Genomic DNA, 15,477 nt, shown 5'->3' on the forward strand with positions numbered 1-15,477 from the left:
CGCCCGTCCGTCGCGGCTTGCATGCCCGGGTGCAATGGCCAAGAGTGCAGCCTGGGCAAATCGCCGGAGTCGGCTGCGCATGGGGACGTTTCGCCAGGGGATGCTTCGCCAACGGGTGCTTGGGCAGCGCGGCTTCACGCTGATCGAGCTCATGGTGACGATCTCCGTTGCCGCCATCGTGCTGATGCTGGCCATTCCGAGCTTTGAATCCGCCATCAATTCGAACAAGCTGGCCGGCGCGGCCAACGAGATGATCGCCTCGCTGCAGAGCGCTCGCATGGAGGCCATGCGACGCGGCCGCCGCACCGTGGTCTGCCTCAGCGCCAATGCCAATGCCGGCGACAGCGCGACGTGCGCCGCGGGTGGCATCAACGGCTGGATCACGTTTGTGGACGTCAACCGGAATGGCGCCTTCGACAAAGGCACCGACGAGTTCCTGCGCAACACCACGGTCGACCAGCGGGTACAGGTGTCCGGCAGTACGAGCAGCCTGACCTATCGGAGCGACGGATTCGCCCGCACCTCGGCGGGCGCCCTGGTCAATGCCTCCCTGGAAATGTGCATACCGACTTCCCAGCCGGCGGAGAACCTGCGCCGCGTCAACATCGGTTCCGGCAGCCGGGTCTCGCTGGAGCCGATCGACAACGGCGGCTCCTGCAGCTAGGCCAAGACACGACATGACCACAATGAACGCGCCTTCCATCCCCCCTCGCTGCATCGCCGGCGTCGGCCTGATCGAGGTCCTGATCGCGGTAGCGATCCTTGCCTTCGGCATGCTCGGCATCGCCGCGCTGCAGGCCACCGCGCTGCGCAACGGGCAGAGTTCCAACGAGCGCAGCCAGGCGGTGACCTTGACCTACTCCATCCTCGACCGCATGCGCGCCAACCTCGACGTGGCCCGCATCGGTGGCTACAACATCCCGGAAACATGCGACGCCCCTGCCACCGGCGACCAGGCCGCGAGCGACCTCCACGACTGGATTGCCGGGCTGGACGAGGTCCTGGGATCCAGTGCCTGCGGCACCATCAACTGCAAGACCAACGTGCTTACGCGTGAGTGCACGATCACGGTCAAGTGGGACGACTCGCGTGGCACCAAGGGAGATGCGGCGCAGACCCTGACCACGAGGACCGCCCTATGAGCCCCTCCCGCAGCCGCGTCCGTGGCGGCACCCGCGCTGGCCAGCGTGGCGTCACCCTGATCGAACTGATGGTCGCGCTGGTGCTGGGCCTGATCGTGACCGGAGCCGCGCTCGCGCTGTTCGCGACCAACCGCAAGACCTATGTCGCGGCGGAAAACCTCGACCGCATCCAGGAAAGCTCGCGCACCGCCTTCGAGTTGATGGCCCGCGACCTGCGTGAAGCCGATGGCAATCCCTGCAGCAACGAACTTGCGTATGACGGCACGAATCCGGGCACGAACGGGACATTCCGGAATGTCCTGAAAGGTGCATCCACTCCGTATGCGTGGTGGAGCAATTGGGGCAATGGCGCGGGACTGCGCGGCTACACCGGCGCCCAGGCATTCGCGGATGACGGCTTCGGCACCGCGCCGCTCAAGCGCGTAGCCGGAACCCCTGCAGTCGAACTGTGGACCGCGACGCCCACCGACGGGGTGCTCAAGGCCGCCATGGTCAACACCACGGACGACCTGGTCGTTTCCGACACCAGTGGCATCGCCGCCAACGACATCCTCGTGATCTGCGACTACGGCCATGGCACCATTTTCCAGGCAAGCAGCGTTGGCGCCGACACGATCGAGCACCATGCCGGCGGCACACCTGGAAACATCGACGGCACCCTGCCGCCGGACATCTACAAGCCCAACTCGGTGATCTCCAGGCTGCATGCGGTGCGATGGTATATCGGCTACAACGGCCGCACCGACGCCGACGGTAACCTCACCCGGTCCCTCTATCGCACCGGTGCCAGCGGTCCGGACGCCAAGCCGGCGCCCGACGAGATCGTCGAGGACGTGACCGGCATGACCCTGAAGTACCACGTCAAGGGCGGCGCCACCTACGACGACGTTCCGGCCAACTGGAAGGATGTCGACGCCGTGCAGATCCGCCTGACCATGGCCGGCCGCGACAAGGTCGGCACGGACAGCAAGGTGTTCACTCGCAACTACGACTACGTCGTTGCCATCAGGAGCCGCGCCCAATGACCCGCCGCAATCCCGCCCGTCAGCCACGCGCTGCCGCTTCGAGTCGCGGGCGCCAGCGTGGTGTCGCCCTCGCCGTCGTGCTGATCCTGCTGGTGGTGATGACGCTGCTCGCGCTGGTGTCGATGCGGGGCACGCTGCTGCAGGAGCGCATGAGCGCCAACCAGTACGACCGCAGCCTGGGGTTCCAGGCCGCCGAGGCCGCGTTGCGCGAGGCCGAATCGATCGCCAGCGCGAAGCCTGCGGTTCCGGGTAGTGGTTGCGCCAACGGCGTCTGCGCCGCGCCCATTCCCACCGATACCCCGCGCTGGCTCGACGATGCCAACTGGAACACCATCTCCAAGGAAGCCACCGACGCCAGCCTCGGCAACCTCGCCGTGAAGCCGCGCTACATCATCGAGTGGATGGGGTTGTTTCCCGGTCCCGGCTGCACCACCAGTGGCGATATTTCCGAAACCGGTTGTTCCACGCTGGAAAACCGCTACCGCATCACCGCCCGCAGTCGCAATGCCGATCGCGCCGACGTCAGCCTGCAGACCAATTTCGCGGTGCCGTAAGCCGGCCCGGAGCCCGACATGAACAGCCAAGCCAAGCCTGAGTCTTCCCTCCGCCGCCCGCCGGCCATGCCCCGGCGCAGCCGCGTGCTCCCGTTCGCCGCAACCTGCCTGGCAACGTTGCTGGCATTGCCGGTGAATGCCGCGGTCGTGTTCCCCGACAACCCGCTGCAGACCGGTGCCGCCTACCCGCCGCCCAACGTCATGTTCATCCTCGACGACTCGGGTTCGATGGCCTTCGATTTCATGCCTGGCGCCAATTCTTCCAGCGAAGTGCCGAAGACCAGCCCGCAACAGATCCAGTTGCAGGCCTATCCCCGTAACACGCTCTATTACAACCCCAACACCACCTACCAGCCCTGGCTCAAGGCCGACGGCAGCCGCTATACCGGCGGTACCGACTACACCGAGGTGTACACCAGCGATACGCTGCTGAGCGGTTCCTACGACCTTTCGGACAACACCCAGACCTTCTACGTGCCCAAGTCGGACGCTACCGACCTGTCCGACAGCCGCCAGTACGAGCGCTACGACATCAAGAAGGTCAGCGGAACGCTTCGCGTCATCAAGAGCGCCACGCTCGCCAGCGGCGCCTGGGACAACCAGGACGTCGGCAAGAACAACTGGAAGTACTTCTCGCTGAGTGTCCCGGCGGGCGCGACACGGCTGGACGTGGATGCCAACGACGACAAGGACAACGGCGACCTGTACGTGCGTTACAACCAGCAACCGGACAAAGCCAACTCAGACTGCAGCGACACCAGCGGCAAGAGCAAGAGCTGCGGCGTCGATAATCCCGCGGCCGGTACCTGGTACATCGGGATCTACGGCAACAGCAAGGTCGACAATATCGATATTTCCTACATCGTCAACTCGGTCTCCTATTCGACCCCGACGGGTCGCTCCGAGAGCGACGAGATCAAGAACTTCGCCACTTGGTATTCCTACTACCGCACCCGCAGCAAGATGGCCAAGGGCGCGGCCAGCGAGGCGTTCGGCCAGATCGGCAGCAACATCCGTGTGGGCTTCGATACCATCTGGAACCGGAGTCCCTACAACATCCCGGTCGGCACCGACAACGGCCAATTCGTCAACACCAACCGCAGCACCTGGTTCAGCCGCCTGCAGAACGCCACCGCCAACAATGGCACTCCGCTGAAGGGTGCGCTGCAGCGCACCGGCAAGTATTACGAGGGCAGCAGCAGCAGCGGCCCCTGGGGCCCGGAGAGCGGCAGCGACCAGCTGACCTGCCGCCAGAGCTTTGCCATCCTGACCACCGACGGCTACTGGAACAGCGACAACGATTATGACGGCACCATAAACGATGCCGATGACACAGATGGCGCGGTGATCACTTCGTCCGACGGCAAGAGCACAGGCCAGTACAAGGCCGAGCCGCCGTACTCCGACAAGAACGGCCACGCCAGTTCGGGCAAGTATTTCGACACCCTGGCCGACATCGCCAACCACTACTGGAAGCGTGACCTGCGCACCACGCTGGACAACAACGTGCCGGCCTCGAGCGGCGATCCGGCCTTCTGGCAGCACATGACGACGTTCGGCCTGGCCATCGGCCAGTCCGGCACGTTGAACCCCGACGTCGACCTGGTATCGATCAAGAACGGCAGCAAGTACTGGCCCAAGCCGGTCGCGGACGAGGCGTCAACCATCGACGACCTCTGGCACGCGTCGATCAACGGCCATGGCAGCTTCGTCGCCGCCAGCAACCCGACCAAGTTCGCCCAGGGCCTGGTGAACGCGCTGGCCACGGTGGCCGCGCGAAACGGATCGGCGTCGAACGTGACCGCCAACAGCACCTCGTTCCAGTCCGATACCGCGGTCTACCAGGCGAGCTACGTATCGGGCAAGTGGAACGGCGAATTGGCCTCGTACGCCGTCAGTTCCGCCGGTGTCGCCACGGATGCCAATGGCGACCCGATCGCCACGTGGAAGGCATCGGAGCACATCCCGGCCTATCCCGGGAGGGCGGCGCGTATCATGACGTGGAACGGCACCGCGGGTGCAACCTTCCCGACTGGCGCGCAGAGCACGGCACTCGCGCGTGCGGGTGGCCTGGCCCCGGTGACGGGCGTGGACAACGCCAATTACATCAAGGGCGACCAGAGCAACGAAAAGCAGAACGGCAAGCTGTTGCGCGACCGCATCCAGACAGTGCTCGGTGACATCGTCGATTCCTCGCCCCTGTTCCTCAAGGAGACCGCGACCGGGACGCAGACGATCTTCGTCGGCGCGAACGACGGCATGCTGCACGCGTTCAACGCGCAGACCGGCGCCGAGCAGTTCGCGTACATTCCAGGTGGTCTCGACCTCGCCAACCTGGCTTCGCTGAGCGATCCGCAATACGTGCACAAGTGGTTCGTCGACGGGCCGGTGGTGGTCTCCACCCAGTCCAAGACCCCGGGCGTCAACTACCTTGTAGGCGCGCTGGGCCGCGGCGGCAGGGGCCTGTACGGCCTGGATGTGTCCGACCCCGCCAACTTCGGCACTGGCAGCGTGCTCTGGGACAAGACCGGCAGTGCGGCCCCGGCCAACATGGGCCAGGTGCTGGGCGAGCCGCTGATCGCGAAGTTCAACGACGGCACCACCGGCATCATCGCCAGCAACGGCATCAACAGCAGTACCGGAGCTGCGTCCTTGTTCATCATCAACATTGCCACCGGCGCGCCGATCAAGGAGCTTGATACGGGCGCCACCGGCGGAAACGGCCTTTCCGCACCGCGAGGTTGGGACAATGACGGCAATGGCACCGTGGACTACGTCTATGCCGGCGACCTCAAGGGCAACTTGTGGAAGTTTGACCTCACCGCTGGCAGCAGCAGCGGGTGGACGGTCGCCAACAGCGGCGCGCCGATGTTCGTCGCCAAGGACAAGTCCAACAACCGCCAGCCGATCACTTCCGGCCTGGCGTTGGCAAAGGACCCGGCGACCGGCAAGCGCTGGGTGTTCATCGGTACCGGTTCGTTCATGAGCAATGGCGATGTCACCGACAAGAGCGTGCAGTCCATGTACGGCGTGATCGACGACGGCAGCGTCGTCACCGGCCGGACCTCGGGTGGCGACGGCGACCTGCAGAAGCGCGAGATCATCCTCATCGACGGCACCCAGAAGTACCGCGGGTTCGAGGCCAACGGTACGCTCGATGCCGCCAAGAAGGGCTGGTACATCGACCTGCTGACGCCGCCTTCGCCGGGCACTGCCGAGGGCGAGCGCATCGTCAACCGGCCCATCGTGAGCGGCACCGTCCTGGTCACCGCCAGCATGATCCCGCCGACAGGTGAGACCTGTGAAGCCGGCGGTCGCGGTTACATCAACGCGCTCGACGCTTTCAGTGGCACCAGCACCAAGGATTCATACTTCGACACCAACCACAATGGCGACTTCAGCGATGACGTCATCGGCCCGGACGGTGCGCAGGTTCCGATCGGCTCGGTCGACCTGGGGGTAGGCATGCCGACACTGCCGACGATCATCGATAACCTGCTGGTGGTTGGTGGTTCGACCGGCGAGATGGGCCAGATCAAGATCAACCCGCAGAGCGCGGGCGCAAGGCGCATTACTTGGCGCGAAATCCTGAGGGACTGAAATGACGCGTTTTCCGATCCGCATGCTGCAACACCCGCGCGCCCTCAACCGAGGGCGTACGGCGGCGGGCTTCACCCTGATCGAACTGATGATCGTGGTCGCGATCGTTGCGATCCTGGTCGCTGCCGCCGTCGCCAGCTACCGCTGGGCCGTGGTCAAGTCCCATCGCGGCGCGGCCAAGGGCTGTCTGATGGAATCGGCGCAATACATGGAGCGCTTCTATACGACCAACATGGCCTACGACAAGGACATGGCCGGAACAGCGGTTGCCCTGCCGGGTACCTGTTCGACCGATGCCGGTGATTTCTACAACATGGGCTTCGTTGGCACGCCGACGGCTACCACGTTTGCCATTCAGGCGGTCCCGATCAGCGGCAAGCAGGACGACAGCCTGTGCGGCACCCTGACGATCGACCAGGCCGGCACCAAGGGCGCCAGCGGCAGCGGCGGAGTGGACAGCTGCTGGTGACGGCGATGAATTGAGGCAAACAAAAAGGCCGCGCATGCGCGGCCTTCTCCTTATCTGGCGCCCGAAGTTGGACTCGAACCAACGACCCCCTGATTAACAGTCAAGTGCTCTAACCGGCTGAGCTATTCGGGCGGGGGGCGTCATTGTGCCGTCGGCCGTGCGAGGGCGCAACATGCGGACCCTTGCCGGGAACATCCGGGCAAGCCCCCTGTCGTCACGAGCACAGCGAAAGGCCTGATTTTCCCGGCAATTCCCTCGCTGCGCTCGGGATGACGAGGCTAATCTCGGAATGGCAGGACAGCGCGATCACAGGGGTGCTCCCCGGATGACACCAGACTCGTCCACGCCTCCCTAGGGCATCTGCAGGCAGTCCTGCGCGGCCTCCGGCGACGCCGCGTCCTGGCGGATGCGTCCGCTGTTGGCGAGCACCACCGTGGTCGCCTTTGCCGCTCCGCGCCCGTCGCAAAGCGTGAACGTCACGTTGGAGCCGGCCGCCGCGCCGCCATGCGGCTGGAACACGACCCGGGTGCGGCCGCTGGTGCTGCGCAGGCGGGTGTCGCCGGCCAATGCCGGGTCCCGGCGGAGCATGGTTTCGCCGGCACCATGGGCCCGGTCGGCATCCAGGTCGGCGAAGGCGATCCAGCCGCCGCTCCAGTTGCTGCTGCCGCTGCAGGACGCACCGTCGCCACTGGGGCAGACCACGACCTCCGCTCCGGTGACCGTGCTGTGCTCGAGGGCGGCGAGCAGGGTGGACACGATCCGCGCCTTGGCGTCCCCGCTGCGGGTGGCGGCAAACGCGGCGCCGACCGCGGGCACCGCGATGGCCAGCAGCAAGGCGACGATGGCCATGGCGATGATCGCCTCGATCAGGGTGAACCCACGGGATGCGCTGTGCATTGACGGCTCCTTGTGCGACGGCGATCACGTTAGGCGGCGCGCTCGGCGGAGGGCATCGGGTGATGCCGGCGGAGCGGGTAGGGAAACCCCGGCGCCTGGTATAGGCCTCGCTTCGGAGCGCGGCTCTTGTGGGAGCGGCTTCAGCCGCGAGCTTTTCCAGTTTGCCCGCCTGTGGCAAGAGCTCGCGGCTGAAGCCGCTCCCACGAAGGCCGCTCCCACGGACCCGCGCCGACAGGCAAGGGTCAGCTTGAACCCGCGCGCGGCGATACACTGGCCGATCCCCCGCGACGCCATGCCATGAACGACACGATCCATCCCGCAGGCTTCCAGCTGGTCGCGCCGTATTCCCCGGCGGGCGACCAGCCGCCGGCGATCGACAAGCTGGTCGCCGGGTTCGAGTCGGGCTTGGCGCGGCAGACGCTGCTCGGGGTCACCGGTTCGGGCAAGACCTACACCATCGCCAACGTCGTCCAGCAGGTGCAGAAGCCGACCCTGGTGATGGCGCCCAACAAGACCCTGGCCGCGCAGCTGTACGGCGAGTTCCGCTCGTTCTTCCCGCACAACGCGGTCGAGTACTTCGTCAGCTATTACGACTACTACCAGCCCGAGGCCTACATCCCGTCGTCGGACACCTTCATCGACAAGGACAGCTCGGTCAACGAGCACATCGAGCAGATGCGGCTTTCGGCGACCAAGGCGCTGCTGGAGCGGCGCGACTCGATCATCGTCTGCACGGTGTCGGCGATCTACGGCCTCGGCGACCCGGGCGAATACCACAAGATGGTGCTGCACATGGTCCGCGGCGAGCGCATCGACCAGCGCGAGCTGATCCGCCGCCTGACCGAGATGCAGTACGACCGCAACGAGATGGACCTGGCCCGCGGCACTTTCCGCGTGCGCGGCGAGGTGATCGACGTGCACCCGGCCGAATCGGATGTCGAGGCGCTGCGGATCGAGCTGTTCGACGGCGAGATCGAGAACCTCACCCTGTTCGATCCGCTCACCGGCGAGACCATCCGCAAGCTGCCGCGCTACACCATCTACCCGGGTTCGCACTACGTGACCTCGCGCCGCACCGTGCTGGACGCGGTCGAGACCATCAAGGTTGAGTTGCGCGAACGGCTGGAATGGCTGTACGCGCAGAACAAGCTGGTCGAGGCGCAGCGCCTGGCGCAGCGCACCCAGTTCGACCTGGAGATGATGGCCGAAGTCGGCTACTGCAACGGCATCGAGAACTACTCGCGCCATCTCACCGGCTACATGCCAGGCGAGCCGCCGCCGTGCCTGTTCGACTACCTGCCGCCGGACGCGCTGCTGGTGGTCGACGAGTCGCACGTCACCGTCCCGCAGATCGGCGCGATGTACAAGGGCGACCGCTCGCGCAAGGAGACGCTGGTGGAATTCGGCTTCCGGCTGCCGTCGGCGCTGGACAACCGGCCGCTGAAGTTCGAGGAGTGGGAAGGCCGCGCGCCGCGCGCCATTTTCGTCTCCGCCACGCCGGGCCCGTACGAACTGCGGATGTCGGAAGGCGAGGTCACCGAACTGGTGGTGCGCCCGACCGGGTTGATCGACCCGGAAGTGGAGATCCGCCCGGTCGCCACCCAGGTCGACGACGTGCTCGGCGAGATCAACCTGCGGGTGGCGATGGGCGACCGCGTGCTGATCACCACGCTGACCAAGCGCATGGCCGAGAACCTGACCGAATACCTGGCCGAACACGACGTGCGCGTGCGCTACCTGCACTCGGACGTGGACACGGTCGAGCGTGTCGAGATCATCCGCGACCTGCGGCTGGGCAAGTTCGACGTGCTGGTGGGCATCAACCTGCTGCGCGAGGGCCTGGACATGCCGGAGGTGTCGCTGGTCGCGATCCTGGACGCCGACAAGGAAGGTTTCCTGCGCTCGGCCGGATCGCTGATCCAGACCATCGGCCGCGCCGCCCGCAACCTGCGCGGCAAGGCGATCCTGTACGCCGACCGGGTCACCAATTCGATGCAGAAGGCGATCGAAGAAACCGACCGCCGCCGCGCCAGGCAGGTCGAGTACAACGCCGAGCACGGGATCACCCCGCAGAGCATCCAGCGGGCGGTGATGGACGTGATGGAAGGCGCGCGCACCGAGCCCGGCACGCTCAAGGGCAAGGGCCGCGGCAAGTCGCGGCGCGTGGCCGAGGCGCCCGAAGACTACGCGTTGCTGAGCCCGGCACAGCGCAATGCCCGGCTGCGCGAACTGGAGCAGCAGATGTACCAGCACGCCCGGGACCTGGAGTTCGAGCAGGCCGCACTGGTGCGCGACCGGATCCGCCAGCTCAAGGAGGCCGCGCTGGCGGGGTGAAGCCTCCCTTGACCGGCCACTAACGCCGGCAGTGTCACCGTTCCGGTTCCCCCACGAAACGAGGTGCGACATGGGACTTTTCGACTTCATGAAGGACGCCGGCGCGAAGATCTTCGGCAAGGACCACGACGGCGACGTCACCAAGCCCCTGAGCCAGCACCTGCGTGAGCACGGGATCGATCCGACCCCGATCGATTTCACCTTCGGCGGCGACGGCACCGTGACCATGCGCGGCACGGTCAAGGACCAGGACACCCGCGAGAAAGCGGTGCTGATCGTCGGCAATGTCGAGGGCGTGTCGCGGGTGGACGACCAGCTGCGCATCGCCCAGGCCGGCGCCGACTTCGGCAACGTGGTCGCCCGCGCCGACACCGTCAGCGCCAGCCCGGCGGGAAGCAGCGGTTCGGTGGCGCAGGCCTCGGCCGGCGGCAATGGCGGCTGGAGCTCGCGGACCTACACCGTGAAGTCCGGAGACACCCTGTCCGGGATCGCGACGGAGGTCTACGGCAATGCCGGCAAGTACCAGCAGATCTTCGAGGCCAACCGGCCGATGCTGAAGGACCCTGACCACATCTACCCGGGCCAGGTCCTGCGGATCCCGCCGCAAGCCTGAGCTGGCGCCGGTTCTGTTGTCCCCGGGCCGGCCGCTGGGCTACACTGCGCGCCCCCTCGCCGGCGCTTGCCTGCGGCGAAACGGGCGGTTAGCTCAGCGGTAGAGCACTACCTTGACATGGTAGGGGTCACAGGTTCGAACCCTGTACCGCCCACCACGCTTCCACCAGCGTGATGTCCTGATCGGCCGGGCCTGTCCCGGCCGTTCCGTTTTCCGGGGTCGGCGATCGTGGCGGAGGCGTTGACGCCGCCGCTGCCAACCCCTAGCTTGTCTTGCCAAGCATCCCAAGGGTGGCCCGCGGAAACGCCGGCCGAGCGTGCGACATGGACACTACCACCGCCCACCGCTGACCTGCCCCGAGGCTTCCGCATCCGCCGGCGCCCTCGTGGCGCTTTTTTTTGTTGCACAGCGACCCGTGAAATCCCTGTAGGAGCGGCTTCAGCCGCGACCAGAAGCGATAAGGGCACGACAGGCACCAGTCGCGGCTGAAGCCGCTCCTACAAGAACCGACAGCAAGCAGATCCCATGATCAACATCACGCTCCCCGACGGCAGCCGCCGCGAATTCGACCAGCCCGTCTCCGTCGCCGACATCGCCGCCTCGATCGGCCCCGGCCTGGCCAAGGCCGCGCTGGCCGGCAAGGTCGACGGAGACCTGGTCGACACCAGCTTCCGCATCGACCATGACGCCGCGCTGGAAATCGTCACCGACAAGCATCCCGACGCGCTCGACGTGCTGCGCCATTCCACCGCGCACCTGCTGGCGCAGGCGGTGCAGCGCCTGCATCCGGGTGCGCAGGTCACCATCGGCCCGGTGATCGACAACGGCTTCTACTACGACTTCGCCTACGAGCGTCCGTTCACGCCCGAAGACCTGCCGGCGATCGAAGCGGAGATGCAGAAGATCGTGAAGGAGGCGCACCCGGTCTCGCGCAGCGTCAAGGCGCGCGACGAGGCCACGAAGTTCTTCCGCGACATGGGCGAGGAGTACAAGGCCCAGATCATCGAGGCGATCCCCGCCGACCAGGAACTGTCGCTGTATTCGCAGGGCGAGTTCACCGACCTCTGCCGCGGCCCCCACGTCCCGTCCACCGACAAGCTGCGCAGCTTCAAGCTGATGAAGGTCGCCGGCGCCTACTGGCGCGGCGACCACAACAACCAGATGCTCAGCCGCATCTACGGCACCGCCTGGTTGAACGACAAGGACCTCAAGGCCTACCTGCACATGCTGGAGGAGGCCGAGAAACGCGACCACCGCCGCATCGGCAGGCAGCAGGACCTGTTCCACATCCAGGAGGAGGCGCCGGGCCTGGTGTTCTGGCACCCGAAGGGCTGGAGCGTGTGGCAGGTGGTCGAGCAGTACATGCGCAAGGTCTACCAGCGCACCGGCTACGGCGAGGTGCGCTGCCCGCAGATCCTGGACGTTTCGCTGTGGAAGCAGTCCGGCCACTGGGACAACTACCAGGACAACATGTTCTTCACCGAGTCGGAGAAGCGCACCTATGCGCTGAAGCCGATGAACTGCCCGGGCCACGTGCAGGTGTTCAAGCAGGGCCTGCACAGCTATCGCGACCTGCCGATCCGTTATGGCGAGTTCGGCGCCTGCCACCGCAACGAGCCGTCGGGCGCGCTGCACGGCATCCTGCGCGTGCGCGGCTTCACCCAGGACGATGGCCACGTCTTCTGCACCGAGGACCAGATCGAGGCCGAGGTCACGGCATTCCACGCCCAGGCCATGCAGGTGTACGCGGACTTCGGCTTCAACGACGTGCAGGTCAAGCTGGCGCTGCGCCCGGAGCCGCGCCTGGGCGATGACGCGACCTGGGACAAGGCCGAGGATGCCCTGCGTGGCGCCCTGCGGGCGGCCGGGGTGGAATGGGAGGAGCTGCCGGGCGAGGGCGCCTTCTACGGGCCCAAGATCGAGTACCACCTGCGCGACGCCATCGGCCGCACCTGGCAGCTGGGCACGATGCAGGTCGATTTCATGATGCCGGGGCGCCTGGGCGCCGAATACGTCGACGAGCACAGCCAGAAGCGGCACCCGGTGATGCTGCACCGGGCGATCGTGGGCTCGATGGAGCGCTTCATCGGGATCCTGATCGAGCACCATGCCGGCGCCTTCCCGGCCTGGCTGGCCCCAATCCAGGCGGTGGTGATGAACATCACCGACGCCCAGGCCGACTGGGTCGAAGAGGTCCGGAAAACCCTTGCAAATCAAGGATTCAGGGTCGGTTCCGATTTGCGGAACGAGAAGATCGGCTATAAGATCCGCGAGCACGCGATGCAGCGGGTGCCCTACCTGCTGGTGGTCGGGGACCGCGAGAAGGACAATGGCGAGGTCGCCGTCCGCTCGCGCGGCGGCGAAGATCTTGGGACAATGACCGTCGCCGATTTCGCCTCGCGTTTGCGTGGGGAACAAGCCGCACTTTAGTTCCAGGCCCGCCCGGCGATCCCGGGCGGCACGATCCATTCCGGAGATTGCAACATCAGCACCCCCGAAAAGCAGAACCGAAAGAACAACGAGATCCGCGTGCCGCGCGTACGCGTGATCGGCAGCGATGGCGAGATGATCGGCGTGCTGTCGCGCGACGAAGCCTTGAGCATGGCCGAAGAGGAAGGCCTGGACCTGGTCGAGATCCAGCCCAACGCCGATCCGCCGGTCTGCAAGATCATGGACTTCGGCAAGTTCAAGTTCGAACTGCAGAAGAAGGCCAACGAGGCCAAGAAGAAGACCAGGCAGGTCGAGATCAAGGAAGTCAAGTTCCGTCCGGTCACGGACGAGGGCGACTACCAGATCAAGCTGCGCAAGATGCGCGAGTTCCTCGAAGAGGGCGACAAGATCAAGGTCAACATCCGCTTCCGTGGCCGCGAGATGAGCCACCAGGAGCTGGGCCGCGAGATGGCCGCCCGGATCGAGACCGACCTGGGGGAGAACATCGTCATCGAATCGCGCCCGCGCCTGGAAGGCCGGCAGATGGTGATGATGATCGCGCCGAAGAAGAAGACCTGACGCCGGCAGGCCGGCCACGCCGGCCTCTGCGCACGGGCCTCGTCCCCAAAGGCCTGATTCCCAAAGGAATTAATTGCAAGCCGCCGTTCCAGGCCGCATAATGTGCGGCCCGGTGCGCCGGGTTGGTGTTTGTGTCACCCAGGACCCGTCGCCTGATCCCTTCCGGATCAGCGACTTACCGCCGGCAAGGGCAGGACGGAAAGCGTGCCGCTCCCATGAGAATGGGGGGCACCGCCCAGGCCAGTAGACGATTTCGCAAGGACACTCCAATGCCCAAGATCAAGACCAATCGGGCGGCGGCCAAGCGCTTCCGGAAGACCGCTTCCGGCAAGTACAAGTGCGGCCACGCCAACAAGAGCCACATCCTCACCAAGAAGGCGACCAAGCGGAAGCGCAACCTGCGGCAGACGAACCATGTTCGTGCCGAGGACGCGGGCCGCCTGGACCGCATGCTTCCGTACTTGTGAGGAGATAGGACATGGCACGAGTCAAACGTGGTGTACAGGCGCGTCGGCGCCACAAGAAGGTTCTCAAGCAGGCCAAGGGCTACTACCACGCCCGCCGCAAGGTCTTCCGCGTCGCCAAGCAGGCGGTCACGAAGGCCCTGCAGTACGCCTACATCGGCCGCAAGCAGAAGAAGCGCCAGTTCCGCACCCTGTGGATCGCGCGCATCAATGCTGCCGCCCGCATCAACGGCATCAGCTACAGCCGCTTCATGAACGGCCTGATGAAGGCCGGCATCACCCTGGACCGCAAGGTGCTGGCGGACATCGCCGTGCACGACGCGTCCGGTTTTGCCGCGCTGGCAGAGAAGGCGAAGGGCGCGCTCGCAGCGTAAGTTGTCCGCATGGCCGCGCGGTGCCGCACGCGGCGCCCGCGATCGTTGCACAACGCGGTACACGCATGGGGAAGGGCGCAAGTCCTTCCCCATGTTCGTTTCGGGCTTGTCATCAAGCGAAAAAAGCCGCGCCTTCGCGGGATTGACGGCAGGTGATGGGGAGAGTGGCCGGAAATGAGCGACATCGAGACATTGACCCGCCAGGCACAGGCCGACATTGCCGCCACGGACACGCCGGCCGAACTCGAAGGGCTGCGCGTGGCGCTGCTCGGCAAGAGCGGCAGCATCACCGCGCAGCTGAAGGCGCTGGGCGGCCTGCCCGCCGACCAGCGCAAGGCCGCGGGAGAGGCGATCAACCGTGCCCGCGACACGCTGGGCCAGGCGCTGTCGCAGCGCAAGCACGCGCTCGATGCCGCGGCGCTGGATGCCCGCCTGGCCACCGAGACCATCGACGTCACCCTGCCCGGGCGCGATGGCGCACGCGGCGGCCTGCATCCGCTCAGCCGCACGCTGGAGCGGATCACCGACATTTTCGCCCGGCTCGGCTACGAGCTCGCCGACGGTCCCGAGATCGAGGACGACTGGCACAACTTCGAGGCCCTGAACTTCCCGCCGCACCACCCGGCGCGGGCGATGCACGACACCTTCTATTTTCCCGCCGACGGCAGCGGCGTCGCCCGCCTGCTGCGCACCCACACCTCCGGCGTGCAGGTGCGCTACATGGGCGAGCACCGGCCGCCGCTGCGCATGATCGCCGCCGGCAAGGTCTATCGCAGCGACAGCGACCAGACCCACTCGCCGATGTTCCACCAGGTCGAGGGCCTGCTGGTCGACGAGCATGCGACCTTCGCCGACCTCAAGGGCACGCTAGCCGAATTCGTGCGCGCGTTCTTCGAGCGCGACTTCGGGATGCGTTTCCGCCCGAGCTATTTCCCCTTCACCGAGCCGTCGGCCGAAGTGGACATCGCCTGGCAGCAGCCGGACGGATCGACCCGC

Annotated in this window: 14 protein-coding genes and 2 tRNA genes; 14 read left to right on the forward strand and 2 right to left on the reverse strand. The window is 66.0% G+C overall.

The genetic code is table 11. The annotated features are described in order from the left end of the window. Positions 1-79: 79 nt before the first annotated feature. The 6 genes from MQC88_RS08065 to MQC88_RS08090 all read left to right on the forward strand — a co-directional run bounded on the left by MQC88_RS08065 (position 80) and on the right by MQC88_RS08090 (position 6,790). Complete coding sequence (locus tag MQC88_RS08065; protein ID WP_243320889.1) at positions 80-664, forward strand: GspH/FimT family pseudopilin; 585 nt, start codon at positions 80-82, stop codon at positions 662-664. Between the two features lie 22 nt (positions 665-686). Next, positions 687-1,142 (forward strand): type IV pilus modification protein PilV, encoded by a 456-nt coding sequence (gene pilV / locus MQC88_RS08070; protein ID WP_243320891.1) that lies wholly within the window; start codon positions 687-689, stop codon positions 1,140-1,142. After that, complete coding sequence (locus MQC88_RS08075) at positions 1,139-2,167, forward strand: PilW family protein (protein ID WP_256451761.1); 1,029 nt, start codon at positions 1,139-1,141, stop codon at positions 2,165-2,167. The genes pilV and MQC88_RS08075 overlap by 4 nt, the downstream gene beginning before the upstream one ends. Next, complete coding sequence (locus MQC88_RS08080; RefSeq protein ID WP_243320894.1) at positions 2,164-2,721, forward strand: pilus assembly PilX family protein; 558 nt, start codon at positions 2,164-2,166, stop codon at positions 2,719-2,721. Before MQC88_RS08075 ends, MQC88_RS08080 begins: the two co-directional genes overlap by 4 nt. Before the next feature lie 66 nt (positions 2,722-2,787). Next, positions 2,788-6,321: a PilC/PilY family type IV pilus protein gene (locus MQC88_RS08085; protein WP_243320896.1), complete on the forward strand. Its 3,534-nt coding sequence runs from the start codon at positions 2,788-2,790 to the stop codon at positions 6,319-6,321. Position 6,322: 1 nt separating this feature from the next. Beyond that, entirely contained in the window at positions 6,323-6,790 is a 468-nt protein-coding gene (locus MQC88_RS08090) for a type IV pilin protein (RefSeq protein ID WP_315857085.1), read from the forward strand. A gap of 55 nt (positions 6,791-6,845) precedes the next feature. On the opposite strand, the gene MQC88_RS08095 is transcribed toward MQC88_RS08090, so the two are convergent. Together MQC88_RS08095 and MQC88_RS08100 are read right to left on the reverse strand one after the other, a co-directional pair. Then, positions 6,846-6,922 (reverse strand) — tRNA-Asn (locus MQC88_RS08095). 219 nt (positions 6,923-7,141) lie between these two features. After that, on the reverse strand, positions 7,142-7,687 hold the full coding sequence (locus MQC88_RS08100; RefSeq protein ID WP_243320897.1) for a GspH/FimT family pseudopilin: 546 nt from the start codon (positions 7,685-7,687) through the stop codon (positions 7,142-7,144). A gap of 297 nt (positions 7,688-7,984) precedes the next feature. Between MQC88_RS08100 and uvrB the strand changes: the two genes are divergently transcribed. From uvrB to MQC88_RS08145, 8 genes are all read left to right on the forward strand, one after another. Beyond that, positions 7,985-10,021, forward strand: coding sequence for an excinuclease ABC subunit UvrB (uvrB, locus tag MQC88_RS08105; RefSeq protein WP_243320898.1), 2,037 nt, complete (start codon positions 7,985-7,987; stop codon positions 10,019-10,021). Between the two features lie 70 nt (positions 10,022-10,091). Further along, positions 10,092-10,634 (forward strand): LysM and BON domain-containing protein, encoded by a 543-nt coding sequence (locus tag MQC88_RS13065; protein ID WP_315857086.1) that lies wholly within the window; start codon positions 10,092-10,094, stop codon positions 10,632-10,634. An 82-nt stretch (positions 10,635-10,716) separates the two neighbouring features. Beyond that, a tRNA-Val gene (locus MQC88_RS08120) sits at positions 10,717-10,791 on the forward strand. 368 nt (positions 10,792-11,159) lie between these two features. Next, positions 11,160-13,064, forward strand: a complete 1,905-nt coding sequence (gene thrS / locus MQC88_RS08125) for a threonine--tRNA ligase (protein WP_243320900.1) — start codon at positions 11,160-11,162, stop codon at positions 13,062-13,064. A gap of 54 nt (positions 13,065-13,118) precedes the next feature. Next, the gene (gene infC / locus MQC88_RS08130) at positions 13,119-13,643 is read left to right on the forward strand and encodes a translation initiation factor IF-3 (RefSeq protein WP_243321307.1); all 525 of its coding nucleotides are present in this window, start codon (positions 13,119-13,121) and stop codon (positions 13,641-13,643) included. Between the two features lie 269 nt (positions 13,644-13,912). Next, positions 13,913-14,110 carry a 50S ribosomal protein L35 gene (rpmI, locus tag MQC88_RS08135; RefSeq protein ID WP_027083463.1) on the forward strand — a complete coding sequence of 66 codons (198 nt, stop codon included), beginning with the start codon at positions 13,913-13,915 and terminating at the stop codon, positions 14,108-14,110. Positions 14,111-14,121: 11 nt separating this feature from the next. Further along, positions 14,122-14,481 carry a 50S ribosomal protein L20 gene (gene rplT, locus MQC88_RS08140; RefSeq protein WP_243320902.1) on the forward strand — a complete coding sequence of 120 codons (360 nt, stop codon included), beginning with the start codon at positions 14,122-14,124 and terminating at the stop codon, positions 14,479-14,481. Between the two features lie 174 nt (positions 14,482-14,655). After that, positions 14,656-15,477, forward strand: an 822-nt coding sequence (locus tag MQC88_RS08145; protein WP_243320905.1) for a phenylalanine--tRNA ligase subunit alpha, incomplete at its 3' end; no start/stop codon positions are given.

It is taken from the genome of Cognatiluteimonas sedimenti, assembly GCF_022808325.1.
GTDB classification, from domain to species: Bacteria; Pseudomonadota; Gammaproteobacteria; order Xanthomonadales; family Xanthomonadaceae; genus Cognatiluteimonas; species Cognatiluteimonas sedimenti.